Origin of the sequence: Mesorhizobium montanum, assembly GCF_033977145.1 — a bacterium.
GTDB classification, from domain to species: Bacteria; Pseudomonadota; Alphaproteobacteria; order Rhizobiales; family Rhizobiaceae; genus Mesorhizobium; species Mesorhizobium montanum.
The window spans coordinates 40,088-60,852 of record NZ_JAVIJF010000010.1; the positions used below are offsets into that span (position 1 = coordinate 40,088).

Sequence of the window (20,765 nt, forward strand, 5' to 3'; positions counted from 1 at the left end):
TGGCCGGAGCCTCCCAACGTCGTCATTCTAGGGCGAAGCAGGAGCGAAGCTCCGTCGCGAAGACCCTAGAATCCATGCCGTTACCTTCGCCAAGGAGTGCAACGAAGCAGAATTCCGCACCGTGGCGGCGCTTCCAAGTCACACAGGATTCTATGGTCTGCGCCGCGTCGCTTCGCTCCTTGCTCCGTAGAATGACGAAGCGCTAGTTACGGAGCGCACGCCGACTGCGACATCGGCTGCAGCCGATACACCTTGTCGTCGGACTTCGTCTTGCCGCCCGCCGCCTTCGAGCAAAGATCTACAACCGCGACCGCATTGTTGGGATTGGCGAGCATCATCGTGCCATTGGCGCCGCGCTTCAGGAAAATCTCCTTCTGCGAGATGTCGCAGGAAAAATCGCTCATCTTGGAGCTGGCCGAGCAACGCCACTGGTCTGCCTCGCCCTGGCAGGAATAGGTCTGCGTGACCTTGGCTCCCTTCCGCCTGGTCGTCACCGACACGGCGATGTCCGCCCCGTCCGGCCAGTTTGCGGTATCCCCACCGGCGGCGAAGGAGGCAAGCTCGACCGGGCCGCGGAAGACGCGGATCGATTGCATCAGCTGGTTGGGATGCGACTTCAGATGCGCATCGTCGTAGTCACGCCCGAAGCAGAAGGGCTGATCGGGCTTCAGCCGCACGCGCAGCGGATCCCCAAGCGCCGGATCGATCGGATCGATGCGCGCGAACTCCGCCTTGCACGTCTCGGCCGGCATCGGGTCCAGCTTGAAATTGTCGTCCTCGCTACCCAAGGCCTGCTTGTTGTATTCCGCCTTGCCGAGCTGCTCTTCCGAATCCGGGTCGAGATAGACGTCCGGCGACAGGCCTGACAGAAGGAGCTTCCCCTTGTCATCGACTTTCAGAGAAGCCAGCGTGCGGTCGCAGTCCATGCCGCAGCGGATGCCGCTTGACGGATCGCTCGGCCCATTCTTGTTGCACCAGCCGCTGGCCCATTCCGGCGCCTTGGCGCCGCTCACGGTGGTGGTGAGGAAGCCGTTGTAGGAGCTGTCGGCGTTCGTTGCCGGCTCCTCATTCGGCCGGCTGACCGGGTCATGGCCATAGAAGAAGAAGATGCGCGCCACCTTCTGGTGCGGATGCGCCTTGAGATGAGCGGCATCGTAGACGCGACCGAAGCAGGCGTCCGCGCCATTGGGGCTGAGTTCTTTGAGGCTGAGAGCATCATCGGCGCGCGCAGCGCCGGCAAAAGCGGCAACGACAGCGCAAACCGCCACGACTGCCATGGTCCTTCCCACCATGGTCCTCGATATCATGTGATCCTCCTCCCGCCCACAAGACTGGCGTCATGCTAGTCTAGGAGTGCCGCCCGGACCATGCAAAATTGCGAGCGGATGAGCGAAGGGAGGATACGATGCTGCGCCGTGACATTTTTCGCGCCGGTCTTGCGGGCGCTGCAGGCCTTTTCGGCCTGAGCCGGGCAAACGCGGCAACGACTGAGCAGAGGCTGAAAGTCGCCTATCATCTCAGCGAGGCAGACAAGGTCAACTTCGTCCTCGGCAACATCAAGAACCACTATGAAGGCACCGGCGGCAATGTCGATATCGTGCTCGTGGTGCACGGTCCGGCTCTGGCCGCCTTCAAATCCAAGGGCGCTTCGGGCGCTGTTTCCAGCCGCTTTGCCGGCCTTGTCCAGCAGGGGCTCGTCCCACAGGCTTGCGGCAACACCTTGCACGGCATGGACATCACATTGACCGACCTGCTGGACGGCTTTGAGGTTGCCGAGAAGGGCGGCGTCGTGAAACTCGCCGAACTGCAGCACCAAGGCTATGTCTATCTCAGGCCCTGAAAGCGCGCGCACTTGAACGGCAGGCCGGCAATGGCCTACGAAAGGCGGCAACCTGGAGGCCAGCCGATATGACGACGACACTTGCCATCCCCGATCTTGCCGGCAAGGCGGTACTGGTTACCGGCGCCTCGACCGGCATAGGTGCCGCGCTTGCTCGTGCTTATGCGGCGCAGAAATGCCGGGTCGCGCTGCACTACAATGCGAGCCGCGAAGCCGCCGAAAACCTGGCCAAGTCCATCCGCGATGATGGTGGCGAGGTGTTCCTGACCCGGGGCGACTTCTCGATTGCCGCCGATGTCGAGCGGGTTGTCGAGGAAAGTGCGGCGCATTTCGGCCGGCTCGACGGCCTGGTCAACAATGCCGGCGGCATGCTCGGCCGCGTCGCCTATGCCGACCAGGACGAGGCGCATTACGACGCGGTGATGGACCTCAACGCCCGATCGGTGCTGACCGCCTCGCGCAAGGCGATACCGTGGCTGAAGCGTCAGGGCGGCTTCATCATCAACACCACCTCGATCGCCGCCCGCAACGGCGCCGGCGGCGGCGCCGGCCTTTACGGTTCGTCCAAGGCCTTCGTTTCCAACGTGACGCGCGGCATGGCCAAGGAGCTGATCGGCTTCGGCATTCGCGTCAACGCGGTTGCGCCCGGCACCATTTTGACCCCCTTCCATGAGCGCTATTCCAGCGCAGAGCAGATCAAGGCCATGGTCGCCACCATTCCGCAGGGCCGCGCCGGAACGGCGCAGGATTGCGTCGGCGCCTATCTGTTCCTGTCGTCGGATCAGTTGAGCGGCTACATCATCGGCCAGGTGATCGAGGTGAATGGTGGCCAGTTGATGCCGTGAGCCGGTGATTGCATACTTGGTGCAGCGCGCAACCTGGAGGGAGATCAAGGGCATGTACGGACTGATCGGCAAGATGCGGGCGGCGCGCGGCCAGCGCGATGCGGTCATGGACGTGCTGCGCGAAAGCACCGGCGCGCTCCCCGGTTGCCTGAACTACATCATCGCCATCGATCCAGTCGACGCCGACGCGATCTGGGTCACCGAGGTGTGGACCGACCAGGCGAGCCATAAAGCGTCGCTGCAACTGCCGGAAGTCCAGGCGGCGATCGCCAAGGCACGTCCCTTCATCGCCGGCTTCGAATTCCAGGTCGAGACCCAACCTGTTGGAGGTTTCGGACTTCCCGCGGCCAAAACCGGCTGAGCCGGGAAGCGCGGCCCTTATCGCGCACTCGCCAAATTCGAACCTTCGCGATGGCATTTTTGCAATGCCGCACGACATGAACTAAGTCTAATGAACTAAGTCTGTTTGGAGCATCCTTGATGCAGACTGTTAACATCCACAATGCGAAGACCAATCTATCGCGTCTTGTAGACCGAGCCGCCAAAGGTGAGCCGTTCATTATCGCCAAGGCAGGCAAGCCGCTGGTCAAAGTCGTGCCTATCGATCAGCCGACCACGGCGCAGATGCGACGGGTGGGCTTTATGGCAGGTCAATTTTCCGTCCCTGACGATTTCGACCGCATGGGTGATGAGGAGATCGAGCAGCTGTTCGACATGAACACGTGAAGCTGTTGCTCGATACCCATCTGCTGCTCCGGGCCGCCGGCGAACCGGACCGGCTGCCACTTTCGGCCCTTGCCGAGATCGAGAACCCGTCGAACGAACTCCTGTTCAGTCCTGCCAGCCTTTGGGAGGTCGCGATCAAGCGTGGACTTGGGAGGGACGGCTTCACCGTGGATCCGCGTTTGCTGCGGCGAGGCCTTCTCGACAACGGTTACCAAGAGTTACCCATCACCAGCGAGCATGCCGTCGCTATCGACGGACTTCCATCCATCCACAAGGACCCTTCGATCGAATTCTTGTTGCGCAAGCGACGGTGGAAGGCATCACTTTGCTGACAGTGGACGATCTTGTCGCGCGCTACCCCGGTCCCGTTCAAAAGCTCTGACCAGAGGCCCGTGATGCAGGGGCGGCTAAAGCATACGGGAATATGGTTTTTCCGGTGCGCCCGGGGTTCGCATTTCTCGGCCCCAGGTCTAAGACCAAAAGATGGATACCTCCCCAGAGCAACCATCACGGGAGCAAGTGCCGCTTGAACACATGACGCGCCTGCGCCCCCCGCAGCAATGGCTGGCGCTGGTGGTGTTTTCGTTGCTCTTCGCCGGCGCGCTCGAGCTCGCCGCCCTGCCGGCGGCGCTGCTGATCGGCCCGATGCTTGCCGCGATCCTGGCCGGCACCAATGGCGCCACCGTGCGCGTGCCCCGCCCTCTGTTTGGCTCGGCCCAGGCGATCGTCGGTTGCCTGGTCGCGAATTCGATCTCGTCCGGCATCGTTCCGGTGTTCTATGACAAATGGCCGCTTTTCCTCGGCGTGGTGGTCGCGACCGTCGCCGCCTCCAGCCTGCTTGGCTGGCTGATCAGCCGCTGGCGCATCCTGCCCGGCACCACCGCAGTCTGGGGTTCGTCGCCCGGTGCCGCCACCGCCATGGTGCTGATGGCCGGCGCCTTTGGCGCCGATCAGCGTCTGGTCGCCTTCATGCAATATCTGCGCGTCATCTTCGTCTCGATGACTGCAGCACTCGTTGCCAAAATGTGGGTCGACACATCCGGTGTCGAGGTGCCGCCCATCGTCTGGTTTCCACCGATCGATCTCTTTGCCTTTGCCGCCACCATCGGCATCGCGGTCGTCGGCGGTCTGCTCGGAAAGCTGGTTAGACTGCTTCGCCGTTTTTTCTCGGCACCTTCATTTTCGGTGCGGTGATCCATCTCGGCCTCGGCGTGCCGATGCAATTGCCGCCCTGGCTGCTGGCGATCAGCTACGCCATGGTCGGCTGGTCGATCGGGCTGAATTTCACCCGGCCGATCTTGCGCCATGCGGCGCGCGCCCTGCCGCAGATCATCGGTTCGATCATCGCGCTGATCGCCTTTTGCGGCGGCATCGCTTGCGTCATCAGCCGCCTGCTCGGCATCGACCCGTTGACCGCCTATCTGGCGACCAGCCCCGGCGGCATGGACAGCGTCGCCATCATCGCCGCCGCGGCGCGGAACGTCGACATCTCCTTCGTCATGGCCCTGCAGTCGGCGCGCTTCCTGGTCGTGCTGATTATTGGGCCAAGTGTGGCCAAGCTGGTGGCGCGAAACGTCGGGGCCTGATCCGCGGTAATGCAAGGGAGCAAAGGAATTGTCCATGAGCCGCCGTTTGAATGCCGTCGATCTTTCTGGCCGGGTCGCCGTGGTGACGGGCGGCGCGCAAGGCATCGGCCTTGCGGTTGCCCGGCGCCTGTTGTCGTCAGGCGCCGGCGTCGCCGTATGGGACGTCGACCGGGCCGCAATGACCAAAGCCGTCGTCGAACTCGCTTCGCTCGGCCGCGTTGAAGCCATCCTCTGTGACCAGTCGCAGATCGAGGCCGTCGATCACGCGGCCGCCGAAACCGAGCGGACGCTCGGTCCCGTCGATCTCCTCGTCAACAATGCCGGCATTGCTGGGCCGGCGGCAACCGTCGTGGATTACGATCCCGCCGCCTGGCGCCAGATCGTCGATATCGACCTCAACGGCGTCTTCTACTGCTGCCGGCGCCTGGTGCCCGGCATGGTCGCGCGCAACTACGGCCGCATCGCCAACATCTCCTCGGTCGCCGGCAAGGAAGGCAACCCCAATGCCGCCGCCTATTCGGCCGCCAAGGCCGGCGTGCTGGCGTTGACCAAGTCGCTCGGCAAGGAACTCGCCGGTCACGACATCGCCGTCAACGCGCTGACCCCCTCGCCCGCCCGCACCCGCATTCTTGAGCAGCTCACCGAGGCCCAGGTCGCCTACATGCTGGGCAAAGTGCCGCGCGGCCGCTTCGTCGAGGTCGAAGAGGCTGCCGCCATGGTCGTCTTCATGCTGTCGGACGAGAATTCCTTCACCACCGGCGCGACCTTCGATCTGTCCGGCGGACGCACGACCTACTGACCGCAGGCCGCCCGCCGCGAAACCTATCGCCCTGCCGCAAGCCGCTCGGCCAGGAAATCGACGAAGACGCGAACCTTCGGCGAGAGGTGGCGATTGGATGGCCACAGCATGCGGAACTGGCCGCGACCGTCGACATGCTCGTCGAGCACGGTGCGCAGCTTTCCCTCATGCAGCGCCTCCCGCACCAGGAAATCGGGCATGCAGGCGATGCCGAGACCGGCGATCGTGGCGCCCTTCAACGCCTCCATGTTGTTGCAGGTCAGCATCGAACGGATCTGCGGCGCGGCGCTCCCGGTCATGAACGGCCAGTTGAGCAGCCTGCCGCTGTTGAGAAAGCGGAAATGTATGCCGAAATGGGCCGCGAGATCCGCCGGCGTGCCGGGCGTGCCATACTGATCGAGATAGGACGAGGCGGCGCACAAGATCGTCCGAAAAGCCGCAACCGGCCTTGACACCAATCGTGAATCGGGCAGCTCGCCGCTGCGGATCGCGACGTCGATACCCTCTTCGATGACATCGACGATGCGATCGTTGAAATCGATGTCGAGCTCGATCTCGGGATAGCGGGCCATGAATTCCGACAGCACCGGCAAAAGCAGATGATAGGTGACGATCGGAGTCGAGATGCGTAGCCGCCCATGCGGCGTATGCCGTGTCCGCGACAGCATCGCCTCCGCGTCTTCGATGTCGTCGAGGATGCGGCGCACCCGCTCGTTGAACAGCCTGCCCTCCTCGGTCAGACCTATGCGTCGCGTGCTGCGCTGCAGGAGCCGCACGCCGAGCTCCTGCTCGAGCCGGGCGACGCTCTTGCCGACGGCTGAAGCGGAGATGCCGAGCGCCTGCCCGGCCGCGACGAAACTGCCAAGCTCGGCGGTGCGGGCGAAAGCCAGAAGGCCGTTGAGACGATCCATGGCGTAAAACCTATTCGAGCGCTTTGATCCGGGATGACTGGAGATCAAATACTATTTTGCCGGAAATGTCGCTCCCCTATCTTGTCGTTGCGATCGGCGCGACCAGTCCGCGGCCCGCCGGCAAATTCCGCCTCAGATAGGAAAACCCATGATTTTGATGACCAGAACCGGCCCGGCCGGCAGATGGCTTGTGCTGCTGTCGGTCTGCCTTGCCGCCATGACGATGCCGTTGAGCTTCACCGGCCCCGCCGTGGCGCTCTCCCGCATCGCCGCCGACCTCGGCGGCAGCCCGATCGAGCTCAATTGGGTGACGAATGCCTTCATGCTGACCTTCGGCGCCGGCCTGATGGCGGCCGGAGCTCTGGCCGACAACCACGGCCGCAAGCGGATCTTCATCGCTGGCCTCGTCACCTATATCCTTGCCGCGCTGGGCGCCACGCTTGCGCCCGACATCGTCTGGTTTGACATCTTCAGGGCCTTGCAAGGCATAGGCGGCGCTGCCGCCTTCGCCGGCGGCGCCTCTGCGCTTGCCCAGGAATTCGACGGGCAATCGCGGCTGCGCGCCTTCAGCTTCCTCGGCACCAGCTTTGGCATCGGGCTCGCCTTCGGCCCTATCGCCTCCGGTTTGCTCATCGACGCATTCGGCTGGCGCGCGATTTTTCTTCTGGTGGCAATGCTCGCGGTTGCCGCAGCGGCCCTCGGTATGCGCACCGTCACCGAATCGCGCGACCCGGATGCAACAGGGCTCGACTGGGCGGGAGCCGGCACCTTCACCACCGCACTTGCCGCTCTGACCTTTGGCGTGCTGCAGGCGCCGCAGAACGGCTGGGCCGATCCCCTCGTCATGGCGCTTCTTGGCATGGCTGCCGTCTGCTTTGCCGCTTTCGTCCTCGTCGAGCGGCGCGTGCGCCGGCCGATGCTGGACTTGACGCTGTTTCGCTTCCCGCGTTTCGTCGGCGTGCAGTTCCTGGCCGCCGCGCCTGCCTATGCCTTTGTCGTCCTGCTCGTGCTCCTCCCGATCCGCTTCATCGGCATCGAGGGGATGAGCGAGATCGAGGCAGGGCAATTGATGATCTGCCTCTCCGGGCCGCTGCTGATATTGCCGTTGCTTGCCGGCCAATTGGCACGCCGGATCGCCCCGGCCACGATCTGCGGTGTTGGCCTGCTGATCGCGGCGGCCGGCGTTGTCTGGCTCAGTCGCGTTTCCGCGGCAGACAGCGCTCTGGTGGCCCCGCTGGTCCTGATCGGCGTTGGTATCGCGCTACCTTGGGGGCTGATGGACGGGCTTGCCGTCAGCGTCGTGCCGAAGGAGCGCGCCGGGATGGCGGTCGGCATCTTCAACACCACCCGCGTCGCCAGCGAGGGCGTGGCCCTGGCGATCGTCATGGCGGCCCTGTCGGGCTTCACCGCCACGCAGCTCGGCGCTCAAGGATTGGCTTCGTCAGCCGAAGCGGCCGCGGCGGCGGCGCAGTTGCTTGTCACCGGCAATGTCGCCGGAACGATGCGACACCTGCCGGTGGTCGATGGCAGTGCCCTAATCCATGCCTACGAAACGGCCTTCGACCGGCTGCTGGTCGTACTGGCGACGATCACCGTGCTTACCGCGATCGTCGTCTTCCTCGGCCTGCGTCGCGGATCGGTGGCGGAACAAGATGTCGCTCCTGTCCCGGCCTGCCAGGAAGGTTAGTGCATGTCGCCCAAAAGTGCGCAGCGGTTTTGGGATAACGATATGCATCAAAACAAAGACTTAAAGCGCGTCGTCTGAATCCGTTTCATCGCGACGCGCTTTAGCCGCCGCCCAAAGCAAGGCATCGCTTCCGAGGGAAGCGCAGCGAAGCCTGCGGCCTCAGCTGATGATCAGACCTGCTATGCGATCGCCATCGGGTCGGGCGTGGTCATCAGTCTAGCCTGTGCATCAGGTCGTCATCCAGCCAGCGCCCGAAGAAATAGACCAGTTGCTTGTGCCACCATGGCCAGTCATGGCTGACATCGCCGCCCCAATAGTCGACCCAGGCGGGAATGGATTTGTCGCGCAGCACCTGTTCCAGCTCGCGCGTTTCGATAAGCATGCGCTCTTCCCAGGCGCCCTGGCCGCAGCAGAAGATCAGCCGCAGCGCCCGCAGCCGGCCGAGCAGCTTCTGGTCGACGATGCCGGGCAGATAGTCGAGCGGCGAGTTGAAATAGATGTTGCCTTCCAGCGTCCGGCCGAAAAAGTCGCGGGCCGAATAGACGCCCGACAGCGAGATCACGCCGCTCGCCAGTTCCGGGAAGCGGAACACGAAATTCGACGAATGGTAGCCGCCCATCGAGCAGCCGCAGAACAGCGGCTTCAAAGCGCGGCCGCCATTGGCCTTGGCGGCAATCGCCTGCAATTCCGGCAGCGCCTCCTCGCGCACATAGCGGAAATAGGCCTCGTGGCGGGCGATGCGTTGCGCCGCATCGGCATGCTTGTTGAAGAAGGATTCCGAATCGATGCCATCGAGCGTGAAGAGCTGGATGCGGCCGGTGTCGATGAAGTCGGCAAGTGCTGCGACCCCGCCCGAATCCTCGAACTGGTAGAACCGCCCTTGCGAGGTCGGGAACACCACAACCGGGCGCCCGGCATGACCGTAGCGCTTGTATTCCATATCGCGGCCGAGATTGCGGGCATGGCCCTTGTGATAGGAGACGTCCATCGGCTCAGGCCTTTTCCGCGTGGATATAGTCGACCGCATGCCGCAGTGCCTTCGGATCCTTCGAACGCATCTGGTAGGCGTAATTGCCCATCGCGCGGCTGAAGACCTCTTCTATGGCCTGGTGATGGACGATTTTGTCGCCGTGGGCGGCTAGCACGTCCGCGTGGCTGTGCAAATAATCGATGTGGCGTTTGCGGCTGGCATAGGCGGTGAAATACTTGCCCCTGTAAGGACCGCCGGCGGCATCCTTGACCACCATGTCGGCCCATGCGGCATAGACGTCGATGTCGAAGGTGTAGTTGATGGCGTCGGTCATCCAGGCGCCCGGCGGGCGCATGTTGACCTCGAGCGCGATGACGCGATTGTCCTTGGTCTCGAACAGTTCGATGTGGAAGAAGCGCTCGCGCACGTCGAACGCCTTCAGGATCTTGCGGCCCGCCTCCTCCACTGCCGGGGCAATCTCGGGAAAGCACGTGTAGCTCATGTGGCGGTCGTAGTTGACCGCCTCCATGATGCTCTGATCGTAACGGTGGCTGGCCGCCAGCACCACCTCGCCGTCACGGTTGACGAGCCCGTCGAAGGTCACCACCAGCCCCTCGATGAACTGCTCCATGACGAACGTCACGCCCTCCGGCTTGTCCCTGAAGAACTGGTCGAGCTCCCTGGCGTTGGAGATCTTGAATGTGTTGGAGGCGCCGGAGCCCGAATCCGGCTTGACCACCACCGGGTAGCCGACACGACGGATGAAGGTCATGGCGCCGGCGCGGTCGGAGCATTTGCGTTGTGGAATGGTCTCGACGCCGCTCTTGCGGAAGAAGGCGCGCATACGGCTCTTCCGTTTGAGGTTCTTCACGAAGTCGAGCTTGGTGCCGAAGATGTTGAAGTCGGTGCGGATGTTGGCCTCGAGTTCCAGCCAATGCTCGTTGAGCGACTCGAAGCGGTCGATGCGGCCCCATTTGTGGATGAAGTGCCCCACCGCCCGGAAGACGGCATCGTAGTCTTCCATGTCGGCGATGCGGTAATATTCCGAAAGCGCCGCCTTCAGCTTGCCGTTCAAGGTCTCGTAAGGCGCATCGCCGATGCCGAGCACGGTGGCGCCGGCCTTCTTCAGCCGGTCGCAGAAATCGGTGCCATTGGCGGGAAAATGCGGCGAGAAGAATACGAAATTCATGGACGACCCCTCCCCGGAGCTTTGCTCGGCAGCCCTGCCTCGTAGCCAACTCTGGCGCATTTGCGATCCGCGGGGAAGACTCTCTGCATCAGACACGACGCGTTCATCCATGCGTCCCGCTTGCCTCTGCCGGGCCGCTCCTGTAAGAAAGCCGGCATGACCACGCGCGTCCGCTCCGTCGTTTCTCCTCGCACCGGCTTTGCCGGCGAGACCGCGCGCGCGCTCGCTTCGACCCTGCTTCTTCTCGGCCTTATCGGCGATCGCCGGGTTCGCTGAAGGAGCGCCCGGCGGTCGAAAACCGCCGCTCAAGGCGCATGCTCCTTGGCCAGACTTTGGCAAAGTCATAATCAAGCGAACGAATTTTTGGTAGAGGCGACGCTCGCCACCCATCCGCCTGAAGCGGGGCATGCGAGCCGCCGGGAGAAATGACGATGAACGCAAGAGAAGAAATCCGCGTCGGCGAGACTGAAGCCGCCAGTGGCGCGGCCGGGCGCATGCCGGATGCCGCCCGAAAATACCAGCCCTACCCCACCGTCGGCCTGACCGACCGTACCTGGCCGAACAAAATCATCGACAAGGCGCCGATCTGGTGCTCGGTCGACCTGCGCGACGGCAACCAGGCGCTGATCGACCCGATGGGCCATGAGCGCAAGGCCCGCATGTTCGCCATGCTGCTCGATATGGGCTTCAAGGAAATCGAGATCGGCTTCCCCTCGGCCTCGCAGACGGATTTCGACTTTGCCCGCTGGTGCATCGAGGAAGGCGGCGTGCCTCGCGATGTGTCGCTCCAGGTGCTGGTGCAGTGCCGGCCCGAGCTCATTGCGCGCACCTTCGAGGCGCTGAAGGGCGCGCACCGCCCCATTGTGCATTTCTACAATTCGACCAGCGAATTGCAGCGCCGCGTCGTCTTCGAAAAGGACGTCGCCGGCATCAAGCGCATCGCCACCGACGCCGCCAGGATGATCACCGACATGGCGGCCAAGGCCGGCGGCGGCTTCCGCTTCGAATACTCGCCGGAAAGCTTCACCGGCACCGAGCTCGACGTCGCGCTGGAGATCTGCAACGCCGTCACCGAGATCGTGAAGCCGACGGCCGACAACAAGCTCATCATCAATCTGCCCTCGACGGTCGAGATGTCGACGCCCAACGTCTATGCCGATCGCATCGAATGGATGTGCCGCAACCTCGGCAACCGCGAGAACCTGATTATCTCCCTGCACCCGCACAATGACCGCGGCACCGGCATCGCCACCACCGAGCTCGGCCTGATGGCCGGCGCCGATCGCGTCGAGGGAACGCTGTTCGGCAATGGCGAGCGCACCGGCAATGTCGACATCGTCACGCTGGCGCTGAACATGTACACGCAAGGCGTCGATCCGGAACTCGACTGCTCCGACATCAACCGGATGAAGGATGTCTACGAGTATTCGAACCAGTTGAAGATCCCGGAGCGCCACCCTTATGTCGGCGAGCTGGTCTACACCGCTTTCTCCGGCTCGCACCAGGATGCCATCAATAAGGGCATGAAGGCGCTGAAGAAGGCCAACACGTCGATCTGGGAAGTGCCTTATCTGCCGATCGATCCGGCCGATGTCGGCCGTAACTATGAGGCGATCATCCGTATCAACTCGCAGTCCGGCAAGGGCGGCATCGCCTATGTGCTGCAGGCCGACTACGGCCTCAACCTGCCGCGCAATCTGCAGATCGAGTTCAGCCAGGCGATCCAGGCGATCACCGATGCGGAAGGCAAGGAAGTGCCGGCCAGGCGCATCCACGAGCGTTTCCTCGAAACCTATGTCGACCAGCCCGGCGCGCGGCTGAAATTCCTCGACCACCGCACCTATCCCGACACCGAGGTGAAGGGCCGGCGCATGGTCGAGGCGGACATCCTCGACAATGGCAAGCAAGTGACCATCACCGGTTCCGGCACCGGCCCGATCGACGGCTTTGTCGATGCGCTTTCGCGCCATGTCGGCGTCGACATGTCGGTGCTCGACTATTCCGAGCATTCCTTGCAGCGCGGCTCCAACGCCTCGGCGATCTCCTATGTCGAGATGGAGTATCCGGGTGGCAAGCTGTTCGGCGCCGGCATCAACACCAACATCGTCGCCGCCTCGCTGGAGGCCGTCGTTTCGGCCGCCAACCGTATTATCGGCCGTTAGAGCAATTCCAGGAAAAGTGTGAGCGGTTTTCCGTCCGGAATTGCGTAAAAACAAAGAGGTAGAGCGGTTCGCCGTTTTTCGTGAAACGGTGAACTGCTCCAGGCCGGCTGACCGGATCCAGGCATCGGAGCGAGGGCGCACCCCAGTGTGCGCCAAGCTTCAGGAAAGATGCGAAGCCCGCCATTCGTTAACCGGCGCGGGAATTTCCGGTGGCTTACGCGATAGCATAACAGAAGCATCCTTGTGCGCCGGCGCGAGCGCTATATATGATCGCATCCTAACCTGTGCCGACTTCGGAAGGATCGACACTTGGAGCATGCCCCGCCTGCCGCCCCCGCAGTGCGCGAGACATTGGAGCGACTGCTTGCCAGCGAAACGTTCGGACGATCCGAGCGTGCCCGCAGGCTTTTACGCTATCTTGTCGAACGCGAGCAGGCCGGCCAGGCGGACAGGCTGAAGGGCGTTTCCATCGCCATGGACGTCTTCGGCAAGGACGGCGATTTCGACGCCTCCACCGATGCCGTGGTCAGGGTCCAGGCCGGTCGGCTGCGTGAGCTCTTGGAGCAGTATTTCGCCAATGAAGGTATCGCCGAGCCGATGCGCATCGCGATCCCGCGCGGCGGTTATGTCCCTTCCTACGAGCTGAACGCGATCCGGCTGCCTGGCGATGCCAAATCCGCGTCCGGCAACATCGCGCAGCGGCCCGACGCATTGGCCGAAGCCGCTCCGGCCACAACCGAATATCTCGACGGCCATGCGCCCGGCGAGCCTGCGGCGCCTGCCCAGTCGCTCACGCGGCAACTGCGGTTCTTCTGGGCTGCCATGGTTCTGGTCATTGCCATGCTCGGCGTGCTCATCGTGCGTCAAAGCAATGCCTTCCTCGACGCCAACGACACCGCCGCGACGGTCGAAACGGCCGGGGCGGCCGGCGCCGCCGCCCAGCCGACATTCGACTCCCTGCCGCTGATCTACATTGCCGTGAAAGCCGATGGAGCGGAGGCGGCTCGCGTCGCATCGTCGCTGCGCGCCGGCCTTGCCGGTTTCGACACAATCGATTTCATCGGGCGCGATGCGGACAGAACGCGCGACCGGTCCGCCGATCCGGTCAGTTTCGTTTTCGATGTTGTTCCAGGGCCCGCCGCCGGCGACGTCACGGTCGAATTGCAGAGCGTTGCGACCGGACGGGTTCTGCTGTCGCGCAACCTGACATCGACCGAAAGCGCGCCTGGCATGGTTGAAAGCAACACCGCCAGCCTGCTCACCTCGACCGTTCCTGCTTCCGGCGTGATCTATAGCTACATTGACCAGAGCGACATCCGGACCAGCCAGATCGGATGCCTGGTGCTCGACGACCGCTACTATCTCGACCAGAGCGCCAAAACGCACGAGGCGGCATATCGCTGCCTGGAGAAGCTGGTGGGCGAAGGCACCAAATCATCGCTTGTCTACGCGGAACTGGCCTCGCTTCATCTGGAAGCCGTCACCGCCCACTACGCCTATCCGCCTGATGCGACGCTCGAAAAAGCCATGTCGCTTGCCCATCGCGCCGTCCAGATGGGGCCGATGAGCCCGCACGCGCATCGAGCCTTTGGCTATCTCAACTCGCGTCTCGGCAACATGGACGAAGCGATCCGCTGGATGCGCAAGGCCTACGAGCTCAACCCGTACGATCTCGGCATGGCCGCCGCCTATGGTTACGGCCTGATCTTCGCCGGCAAATATGACGAGGGAACGCCGATCCTGGGCCACGCGGTCGAGGCCTTCAGCGGTCACCCGACCTGGTGGGATTATGGCCTGTTCGTCGGAGCCTTCATGCAGGGCGACATGAAAAAGGCCGCGATCGCCAGCGAGTCGCTGCGCACGACGGCATCCAAGTCGCACTATCTGGCCGCGCGCCTGATCGGCGCCAGGATTTCGGGCCGCGACAAGCTGGCGACCGAGCTTGCCAACGAGCTCACCGCCGAATTCCCGAAATTCGCTGCGGATCCGCGCGCGACATTCGTCGACCGCAAATATCCTGCCGATCTCACCGATCGGCTGGTACAATCTTTGCGCGAAGCTGGAATAGGCAACCCGAGCTGACGGGGATTGCCTCCGGCACACCTGTTTGCGCTCCAACCATGGCCCCGATAATTGCGGTAACTGCGTCAGCCGCTTGCGGCGGGTCTCGCCCTAAACTGCGTAAAAACAAGCGGTTAAGTCGACTGGGCGGGCTTCGCTGAATGCTGGGCCGCAGTGCTGCCGCCTCCAGTTGAGGGCAGTAGAGGATCGAACGGTCGCGAAAATTTTACTGGCTATCGATCTGGCCAGGGAGCAATTCAGCCACAATTCGCAATTGCTGCCCCTCCTGCCTCGCTACCCCTAGTTTTCATGCTTTCATCCCCTCATGCCGTTGAATGCGGCGCTGGCCCGAAAACGATTGTGCTTTTGCATGGCTTCGGTTCCTGCCAGGCAGTCTGGCGCGATGTGGCCGCATCGCTTGTGCCAGGCATGAGAGTACTGGCCTACGACCTGCCCGGGCATGGGCATTCATTGGAATGCGACGGCAGGGGCGGCGCCAAGCCGGCGGCGCGAGCCATCCTCGCCGATCTCGCCGCCCGAGAGCTGGACAGGGTCCACCTCGTCGGCCATTCCATGGGCGGCGCTGTCGCGACCTTGATGGCGCTGGCCGACCCCGGCAGGGTGGCTTCGCTCACTCTGCTGGCGCCCGGCGGCTTCGGTCCTGAAATCAACGCACCCCTGCTGCGCCGTTATGCGGCCGCGGCCGGCAAGAAAGAGGTTCGTGCCTGCCTTGCCGCCATGTCGGGCCCGCGGAGCACGCCGCCAGACCATGTCGTGGATGCGCTCTGCCGGATGCGCACACGATCGGGCCAGTTGCAGACCCTTGTCGATATGGCAGCGGCGATGACCAGGGATGACCGGCAAGGGGTCATCCCCGGCGCGCAACTGGACACGCTCGATATGCCGGTGATGGTTGTTTGGGGAGCTGAGGACCCGCTGCTGCCTGTCGAGCAGACCGAGGTTCTGCCGCCGCATTTCCACCTGCATCATGTTCTTGACGCAGGTCACATGCTGGTCGAGGAGGCCCCGGACCTGGTTGCCGAAATCGTTCGCCGCAACACGCGCCGCCGCGGCAGGCGACAACGCTCGGTGTTCGGCGCGGCGGCAAGCTGACCGGCGCTATCATCAGTGCATTTTGCCGGCGACTGTGTTAACTCGCTGTTAACCAACAGCGAGGCAGCCGCCATGAAGGATGCAGGCGACAAAATCACCCCGATCGAGCCGTCGCGAAAGCTCTCCGATGCCATACGCGACGTCAAGAATGCCTTCGCCGACCGCGAAGACGTCGTCGTAGACATGCGCGAGGCGCATCGCATGCGGCTCGATCTGCTGGCGAGCGAGCTTGCCCCGGTCTTTGCCGACGTCCCGGCCGACATGGACAGCTTCGACTTCGCCGTTTCGTCGGGCCTGCAGCCGCGGCTATGGATCGATGCGGTGAGCCACGTCGCCATGGGACGCGACCGCCGCACGTACCGCTTCCTCAAGGATACGCGCGTCGGCCGTGTGGTGATGGCCGAATCGATCGAGATGAAAGCCGTCGCCGATGCGGTGACGCGCTACGTGGCGGAACGTGTCGTCGAGCGGCAGCACATGATGGAGGGCGGCATGGAGAGCGCCGTTCCCGGCCTGCATCGTTCCGTGGTCCAGGAAGCGGAACCGCCCATTCAATCCGAGACGCGCCGCAACGGCTGGACGACCTTCTTCGCCGGCCTCGGCCTGATCGCCGCCGGCGCCCTTGTCGGCCTGGCGGTTTCGCTGGCCTTGTTCTGGGATCGCATCATGCAGATGAAGATCAGCTTCTGACCAGAGCAGTTCCTATCTGGCGCGACGCGCCGGCCGGCACGTCGAGGTCCATGGTCTGCAGGTCCGATGGCGGCATAGCGGGTCCGGTCAGGCCGCGCCGGATCAGGCGGAGACGCCAGTTGCCCTTCTCGCCATCGATTTCGAACATGTTGTACTGCGCCGCCGGGTGCTTGCCGCCGGGCGCCTGGCCGGCGGCGGCAACTCCGACCACGGGCACCTTGGCGCCACGTGCGCCGATGGTGAACAAGGACGGCAGATGCGAATGGCCGTGCAGGATGAGTTCCGCGCCATGCCGGCGAATGACCTTGTGGAAACGGGCAATGCCGAACAGCCGCTTATGCTGCAGGACAGCGCCGCGCACCGGCGGGTGGTGGATCATGATGGCGCGGAACAGCCCTTGTCCTGCGGTATCGTCGAGAACCTTGCCGAGCCGCTCGGCCTGCCCCTCCATGAAGAAGCCGTTGGCCATGAAGGGTGCGGTGGCGCGCGCCGTGGTGACACCGATCAGCGCGACACTGCCGCGCACGCGCAGATACGGAAAGGAATTGCGGTCGACCGGACTGTTGGCGCCGTCGCCCGTCATCCACGGAGTCCACGCCCGGCAGACCTTGTCGAAGGCGCCAGGCACATAGGCGTCGTGATTGCCGGGAACCACGGAAACGTCATGCGGCGATCCGAGTGTCTCCAGCCAATGCTTCGCCATCTCGATCTCGCCGTCGAGCGCCAGATTGACGAGGTCGCCGGTGATGGCGAGGTGGTCGGGCGCGCTGGCCTTGATGTCGGCGACGAGAGTGTCGATCACCGCGTCATGCATATGGCGGCGGCGGTTGCGCTGCCAGTTGACGTAGCCCAGCACGCGCTTGGACGCGAGGTCGCGATAGGTTACATCGGGCAGCGGCCCCAGATGAGCATCGGAAATATGCGCGAGCCTGAACATGATCCTTTCTTAAGCGACGCGGACGAGGCTTTCCACTCACCGTTTGCTGTTCGCCTGGGGATCGTTGGATGAACGACCGGGCCGATCCTGAGGAGGTATTCCGCCAGACCGGCTGGCCGGGTCTGCGGGCTAGGCTGTTCCATTTTTATTTCGTGCTGCGCCGCCCGATGACGCTCGGCGTGCGCGGCCTGGTTTATGACCGCGCCTCCAATTCCGTCTTCCTGATCCGCCATACCTATGTTCCGGGCTGGCAAATGCCGGGCGGCGGCGTCGAAGTGGGCGAGACGCTGGAGGTGGCGCTGGCGCGCGAGCTGGCCGAGGAAGGCAATATCGCGCTCACCGCACTGCCGGTGCTGAAGTCGATGCACTTCAACCGCCGCTCCAGTAACCGCGACCATGTCGGCCTTTATCTGGTCGAGACCTTCAGCCAGACGGCGCCGAAACTGCCGGACCATGAGATCGCCGAGGCCGGCTTCTTCCCGCTCGACCGTTTGCCGGAGGACACGACGCCGGCGACGCTGCGGCGGATTGCAGAGATTTTCGGCGGCGAACGACCTTCGCCTTACTGGTAATCACGCCGCCTTCCTGAACCGGCCGCGATCATGCGGTGCCGCATAATCGAGCTCCGGCCCTGCCGGAACGATTCCCGTCGGATTGATCGATCGGTGGCTGCCGTAATAATGCGCCTTGATGTGATGCAGGTTGACCGTGCCTGAAACACCCGGAACCTGATAGAGATCGCGCAGATAGTTCGACAGGTTCGCATAGTCGGCGATGCGGCGCAGATTGCATTTGAAGTGGCCGACATAGACCGGATCGAAACGAACCAGCGTGGTGAACAGCCGCCAGTCGGCTTCGGTGATGCGCTCGCCGACCAGATAGCGCTGCTTCGAAAGCCGCTCCTCGATCGTATCGAGCGCCGAGAACAATTCGCCGAACGCTTCCTCATAGGCGTCCTGCGTGGTGGCGAAGCCGGCGCGATAGACGCCGTTGTTGATCGCCGGATAGACCAGCGCGTTGATCTTGTCGATCTGCGCGCGCAGCGCCGGCGGATAGAAGTCGAGGCCCGCATCGCCCCATTCGTCGAAAGCGGAATTGAGCATCCGGATGATCTCGGAGGACTCGTTGTTGACGATCGTCTTTTCCTGTTGGTCCCACAGGACCGGCACGGTCACGCGGCCCGAGTAGGCAGGACCGGCCTTGGTATAGATCTGATGCAGGAAATCGAGACCGTAGAGCGTGTCGCCGGTGGCGCCATCCCCGGCTCTGAAGGTCCATCCGTTTTCGCCCATGAAGTGGTGCACGACGGACACGGAGATGATGCCGCCGAGCTTCTTCAGGGCACGGAAGATCAATGTGCGGTGTGCCCATGGGCAGGCGAGCGAGACATAGAGATGATAGCGGCCGGGTTCCGCCTTGAAGCCGCGCGTGCGACCTTGCGCCGGCGTACCATCGCGCGTGATCCAGTCGCGCCATTGCGACTCCGTCCGCACGAACCGGCCGCCACTGTCGGTGTTGGGCGAGCGATCCTGCCATCTGCCTTCGATCAACAATCCCATGCTAAAAATCTCCCTGCGGTTCCGTATTATCTAGGCTGAGGACCGGGCTGGCGAAGCCCCTCAGGCACTGAACAGTTCGTCAAAGAACAAAACCGGTTCGTCAAAGAACGCAAAGAAAGGCAAAAAGCGCCGATTGCAGCGGCACAAAATTGGTGCTAGCGGAGGCGCCCATGTTCGACTTTGCCTCGATCCGGTTTGACCGACGACGAAAGGGCGCCCGCGCTTAGACAGCGCTGACTGGCGAACGCTGCCGCTTTGCAGCAAACCTTCCTCGCATACCGGAACGCAAAGACATGAGCCTTGCCGACGCGAAATACCTGCCGGAGACCCCGGCGCATGATGCTGAAATCGAAGCCATCAACGACGAGGCCTTCGGCCCCGGTCGTTTCGTGCTTGCCGCCTACAATATCCGCGAGTCAGGCGGGCATGACCGTTCGATGTCCTTTGTCGCGGTCAAGGACGACAGGGTGATCGCTTCCGTGCGCATGACGCGCGTCGCAGCCGGCGCCGGTCGCGCCATGATGCTCGGCCCGCTAGCGGTGCGCCCTGTCTTCAAGAATCTCGGCATCGGCCGCAAGCTGGTCGCGATCGCGCTGGAAGCAGCCAGGAAAGCCGGCGCGCCTGCCGTCATTCTGGTTGGCGACGAGCCATATTATGGACCGCTCGGCTTCAAGCGCTTCCCGCGCGGGCAGATAACCATGCCGCGCCCGGTCGATCTCGACCGGCTGCTGCATCACGAAATCAAGCCCGGCGCCGTCGCCCGCTTTGCCGGCGATGTCTGTCACGCCAGCACGGCGAGGGTTGCCGAATTTGCCCCGGCTTTGGCGCGGCCGGCCGCAAATGCGTCGCCATCGATCGACCCGGCTATTGCCGTTGCGCCTCCCTTGCACGCTTCGTAGCATAATCCGAAATCCTGGGAGACTTGTATGAATCCGAACGGCCAGATCGCGATTGTCACCGGCGGCGGATCGGGCCTTGGCGAGGCGACGGCGCGCGCGCTTGCGGCCAAGGGCGCCCGCGTCGCCATCCTCGACGTCGGCATCGAGCGCGCCGCGAAAGTCGCAGCCGACATCGGCGGCATCGCCGTCCAATGCGATGTCAGCAGCGGCGACAGCGCCACGGCCGCGATCGCCGAAGCGGCTGAAAAGCTTGGGCCGCCGCGCATCCTGGTCAATTGCGCCGGCGTCGCCATCGGCGTGAAGACGATCGGCAAGGACGGACCGCATCCGCTCGACCAGTACCGCAAGGTGATCGAGATCAATCTGATCGGCACCTTCAACATGATCCGCCTCGTCGCCGACCGGGCGGCGAAACTCGACCCGCTCGCCGGCGGCGAGCGCGGCGTCATCGTCAATACCGCTTCCGTCGCCGCCTATGACGGCCAGATCGGCCAGGCCGCCTACTCGGCCTCCAAGGGCGGCGTCGTCGGCATGACGCTGCCTGTGGCGCGCGATCTGGCACGTTCCGGCATTCGCGTCTGCACGATCGCGCCCGGCATCTTCAAGACGCCGATGATGGCCGGCATGCCGCAGGAGGTGCAGGATTCGCTCGGCGCTTCCGTGCCCTTTCCTTCCCGGCTTGGAGAGCCGTCGGAATACGCGGCACTTGCCCTCCACATCATCGAGAACCAGATGCTGAACGGCGAGACCATCCGCCTCGACGGCGCCATCCGCATGGCGCCGAAATAAGC

Annotated in this window: 19 protein-coding genes and 2 pseudogenes; 15 read left to right on the forward strand and 6 right to left on the reverse strand. The window is 63.5% G+C overall.

Annotated features, from left to right (window positions below):
* Positions 1–206 precede the first annotated feature (206 nt).
* Positions 207–1,292 carry a hypothetical protein gene (locus tag RFM68_RS15120; protein ID WP_320233941.1) on the reverse strand — a complete coding sequence of 362 codons (1,086 nt, stop codon included), beginning with the start codon at positions 1,290–1,292 and terminating at the stop codon, positions 207–209.
* 113 nt (positions 1,293–1,405) lie between these two features.
* Between RFM68_RS15120 and RFM68_RS15125 the strand changes: the two genes are divergently transcribed.
* The 7 genes and pseudogenes from RFM68_RS15125 to RFM68_RS15155 all read left to right on the forward strand — a co-directional run bounded on the left by RFM68_RS15125 (position 1,406) and on the right by RFM68_RS15155 (position 5,796).
* On the forward strand, positions 1,406–1,840 hold the full coding sequence (locus tag RFM68_RS15125) for a DsrE family protein (RefSeq protein ID WP_320233788.1): 435 nt from the start codon (positions 1,406–1,408) through the stop codon (positions 1,838–1,840).
* Between the two features lie 68 nt (positions 1,841–1,908).
* Positions 1,909–2,685 carry an SDR family NAD(P)-dependent oxidoreductase gene (locus RFM68_RS15130; protein ID WP_320233789.1) on the forward strand — a complete coding sequence of 259 codons (777 nt, stop codon included), beginning with the start codon at positions 1,909–1,911 and terminating at the stop codon, positions 2,683–2,685.
* 52 nt (positions 2,686–2,737) lie between these two features.
* A complete protein-coding gene (locus tag RFM68_RS15135; RefSeq protein WP_320233790.1) occupies positions 2,738–3,046 on the forward strand; it encodes a putative quinol monooxygenase in 309 nt (102 codons plus the stop codon).
* Positions 3,047–3,165: 119 nt separating this feature from the next.
* On the forward strand, positions 3,166–3,411 hold the full coding sequence (locus RFM68_RS15140) for a type II toxin-antitoxin system Phd/YefM family antitoxin (protein ID WP_320233791.1): 246 nt from the start codon (positions 3,166–3,168) through the stop codon (positions 3,409–3,411).
* Positions 3,408–3,793, forward strand: a pseudogene (locus tag RFM68_RS15145) (type II toxin-antitoxin system VapC family toxin). Before RFM68_RS15140 ends, RFM68_RS15145 begins: the two are co-directional and overlap by 4 nt.
* Positions 3,794–3,894: 101 nt before the next feature.
* Positions 3,895–4,997, forward strand: a pseudogene (locus RFM68_RS15150) (AbrB family transcriptional regulator).
* A gap of 46 nt (positions 4,998–5,043) precedes the next feature.
* On the forward strand, positions 5,044–5,796 hold the full coding sequence (locus tag RFM68_RS15155) for an SDR family NAD(P)-dependent oxidoreductase (protein ID WP_320233942.1): 753 nt from the start codon (positions 5,044–5,046) through the stop codon (positions 5,794–5,796).
* A gap of 23 nt (positions 5,797–5,819) precedes the next feature.
* On the opposite strand, the gene RFM68_RS15160 is transcribed toward RFM68_RS15155, so the two are convergent.
* Complete coding sequence (locus RFM68_RS15160) at positions 5,820–6,707, reverse strand: LysR family transcriptional regulator (RefSeq protein WP_320233792.1); 888 nt, start codon at positions 6,705–6,707, stop codon at positions 5,820–5,822.
* 148 nt (positions 6,708–6,855) lie between these two features.
* Between RFM68_RS15160 and RFM68_RS15165 the strand changes: the two genes are divergently transcribed.
* The gene (locus RFM68_RS15165; protein ID WP_320233793.1) at positions 6,856–8,394 is read left to right on the forward strand and encodes an MFS transporter; all 1,539 of its coding nucleotides are present in this window, start codon (positions 6,856–6,858) and stop codon (positions 8,392–8,394) included.
* A gap of 211 nt (positions 8,395–8,605) precedes the next feature.
* Here the strand turns inward: RFM68_RS15165 and RFM68_RS15170 are convergent, their stop codons facing one another.
* Both RFM68_RS15170 and RFM68_RS15175 read right to left on the reverse strand, forming a co-directional pair.
* Positions 8,606–9,382, reverse strand: a complete 777-nt coding sequence (locus RFM68_RS15170) for an esterase family protein (RefSeq protein WP_320233794.1) — start codon at positions 9,380–9,382, stop codon at positions 8,606–8,608.
* 4 nt (positions 9,383–9,386) lie between these two features.
* Complete coding sequence (locus RFM68_RS15175; RefSeq protein WP_320233795.1) at positions 9,387–10,553, reverse strand: ATP-grasp domain-containing protein; 1,167 nt, start codon at positions 10,551–10,553, stop codon at positions 9,387–9,389.
* Between the two features lie 494 nt (positions 10,554–11,047).
* On the opposite strand from RFM68_RS15175, the gene leuA reads away from it, so the two are divergent.
* The 4 genes from leuA to RFM68_RS15195 all read left to right on the forward strand — a co-directional run bounded on the left by leuA (position 11,048) and on the right by RFM68_RS15195 (position 16,579).
* A complete protein-coding gene (leuA, locus tag RFM68_RS15180; protein ID WP_320233943.1) occupies positions 11,048–12,715 on the forward strand; it encodes a 2-isopropylmalate synthase in 1,668 nt (555 codons plus the stop codon).
* Between the two features lie 309 nt (positions 12,716–13,024).
* Complete coding sequence (locus RFM68_RS15185) at positions 13,025–14,797, forward strand: tetratricopeptide repeat protein (protein WP_320233796.1); 1,773 nt, start codon at positions 13,025–13,027, stop codon at positions 14,795–14,797.
* A gap of 288 nt (positions 14,798–15,085) precedes the next feature.
* Positions 15,086–15,889 (forward strand): alpha/beta fold hydrolase, encoded by an 804-nt coding sequence (locus tag RFM68_RS15190; RefSeq protein WP_320233797.1) that lies wholly within the window; start codon positions 15,086–15,088, stop codon positions 15,887–15,889.
* 72 nt (positions 15,890–15,961) lie between these two features.
* On the forward strand, positions 15,962–16,579 hold the full coding sequence (locus tag RFM68_RS15195; protein WP_320233798.1) for a hypothetical protein: 618 nt from the start codon (positions 15,962–15,964) through the stop codon (positions 16,577–16,579).
* Here the strand turns inward: RFM68_RS15195 and RFM68_RS15200 are convergent.
* Positions 16,569–17,516 (reverse strand): metallophosphoesterase family protein, encoded by a 948-nt coding sequence (locus RFM68_RS15200; RefSeq protein ID WP_320233799.1) that lies wholly within the window; start codon positions 17,514–17,516, stop codon positions 16,569–16,571. The genes RFM68_RS15195 and RFM68_RS15200 overlap by 11 nt on opposite strands.
* A 68-nt stretch (positions 17,517–17,584) precedes the next feature.
* Between RFM68_RS15200 and RFM68_RS15205 the strand changes: the two genes are divergently transcribed.
* On the forward strand, positions 17,585–18,088 hold the full coding sequence (locus RFM68_RS15205; RefSeq protein WP_320233800.1) for an NUDIX domain-containing protein: 504 nt from the start codon (positions 17,585–17,587) through the stop codon (positions 18,086–18,088).
* Here RFM68_RS15205 and RFM68_RS15210 read toward each other — a convergent pair whose 3' ends face one another.
* Positions 18,089–19,075 (reverse strand): glutathione S-transferase family protein, encoded by a 987-nt coding sequence (locus RFM68_RS15210; protein ID WP_320233801.1) that lies wholly within the window; start codon positions 19,073–19,075, stop codon positions 18,089–18,091.
* Positions 19,076–19,368: 293 nt separating this feature from the next.
* Between RFM68_RS15210 and RFM68_RS15215 the strand changes: the two genes are divergently transcribed.
* Positions 19,369–19,974: a GNAT family N-acetyltransferase gene (locus RFM68_RS15215; protein ID WP_320233802.1), complete on the forward strand. Its 606-nt coding sequence runs from the start codon at positions 19,369–19,371 to the stop codon at positions 19,972–19,974.
* A gap of 27 nt (positions 19,975–20,001) precedes the next feature.
* Positions 20,002–20,763: a 3-hydroxyacyl-CoA dehydrogenase gene (locus tag RFM68_RS15220; protein ID WP_320233803.1), complete on the forward strand. Its 762-nt coding sequence runs from the start codon at positions 20,002–20,004 to the stop codon at positions 20,761–20,763.
* Positions 20,764–20,765: the final 2 nt, after the last annotated feature.

What these genes read in the sequence shown, in the direction of transcription:
- RFM68_RS15175 (WP_320233795.1), bottom strand. Translation starts at nt 10,553, where the DNA reads ATGAATTTCGTATTCTTCTCGCCGCATTTTCCCGCCAATGGCACCGAT.
- RFM68_RS15160 (WP_320233792.1), bottom strand. Translation starts at nt 6,707, where the DNA reads ATGGATCGTCTCAACGGCCTTCTGGCTTTCGCCCGCACCGCCGAGCTT.
- RFM68_RS15220 (WP_320233803.1), top strand. Translation starts at nt 20,002, where the DNA reads ATGAATCCGAACGGCCAGATCGCGATTGTCACCGGCGGCGGATCGGGC.
- RFM68_RS15215 (WP_320233802.1), top strand. Translation starts at nt 19,369, where the DNA reads ATGAGCCTTGCCGACGCGAAATACCTGCCGGAGACCCCGGCGCATGAT.
- RFM68_RS15120 (WP_320233941.1), bottom strand. Translation starts at nt 1,292, where the DNA reads ATGGTGGGAAGGACCATGGCAGTCGTGGCGGTTTGCGCTGTCGTTGCC.
- RFM68_RS15130 (WP_320233789.1), top strand. Translation starts at nt 1,909, where the DNA reads ATGACGACGACACTTGCCATCCCCGATCTTGCCGGCAAGGCGGTACTG.
- RFM68_RS15135 (WP_320233790.1), top strand. Translation starts at nt 2,738, where the DNA reads ATGTACGGACTGATCGGCAAGATGCGGGCGGCGCGCGGCCAGCGCGAT.
- RFM68_RS15195 (WP_320233798.1), top strand. Translation starts at nt 15,962, where the DNA reads ATGAAGGATGCAGGCGACAAAATCACCCCGATCGAGCCGTCGCGAAAG.
- RFM68_RS15210 (WP_320233801.1), bottom strand. Translation starts at nt 19,075, where the DNA reads ATGGGATTGTTGATCGAAGGCAGATGGCAGGATCGCTCGCCCAACACC.
- RFM68_RS15170 (WP_320233794.1), bottom strand. Translation starts at nt 9,382, where the DNA reads ATGGACGTCTCCTATCACAAGGGCCATGCCCGCAATCTCGGCCGCGAT.
- RFM68_RS15140 (WP_320233791.1), top strand. Translation starts at nt 3,166, where the DNA reads ATGCAGACTGTTAACATCCACAATGCGAAGACCAATCTATCGCGTCTT.
- RFM68_RS15205 (WP_320233800.1), top strand. Translation starts at nt 17,585, where the DNA reads ATGAACGACCGGGCCGATCCTGAGGAGGTATTCCGCCAGACCGGCTGG.
- RFM68_RS15200 (WP_320233799.1), bottom strand. Translation starts at nt 17,516, where the DNA reads ATGTTCAGGCTCGCGCATATTTCCGATGCTCATCTGGGGCCGCTGCCC.
- leuA (WP_320233943.1), top strand. Translation starts at nt 11,048, where the DNA reads ATGCCGGATGCCGCCCGAAAATACCAGCCCTACCCCACCGTCGGCCTG.
- RFM68_RS15125 (WP_320233788.1), top strand. Translation starts at nt 1,406, where the DNA reads ATGCTGCGCCGTGACATTTTTCGCGCCGGTCTTGCGGGCGCTGCAGGC.
- RFM68_RS15190 (WP_320233797.1), top strand. Translation starts at nt 15,086, where the DNA reads ATGCTTTCATCCCCTCATGCCGTTGAATGCGGCGCTGGCCCGAAAACG.
- RFM68_RS15165 (WP_320233793.1), top strand. Translation starts at nt 6,856, where the DNA reads ATGATTTTGATGACCAGAACCGGCCCGGCCGGCAGATGGCTTGTGCTG.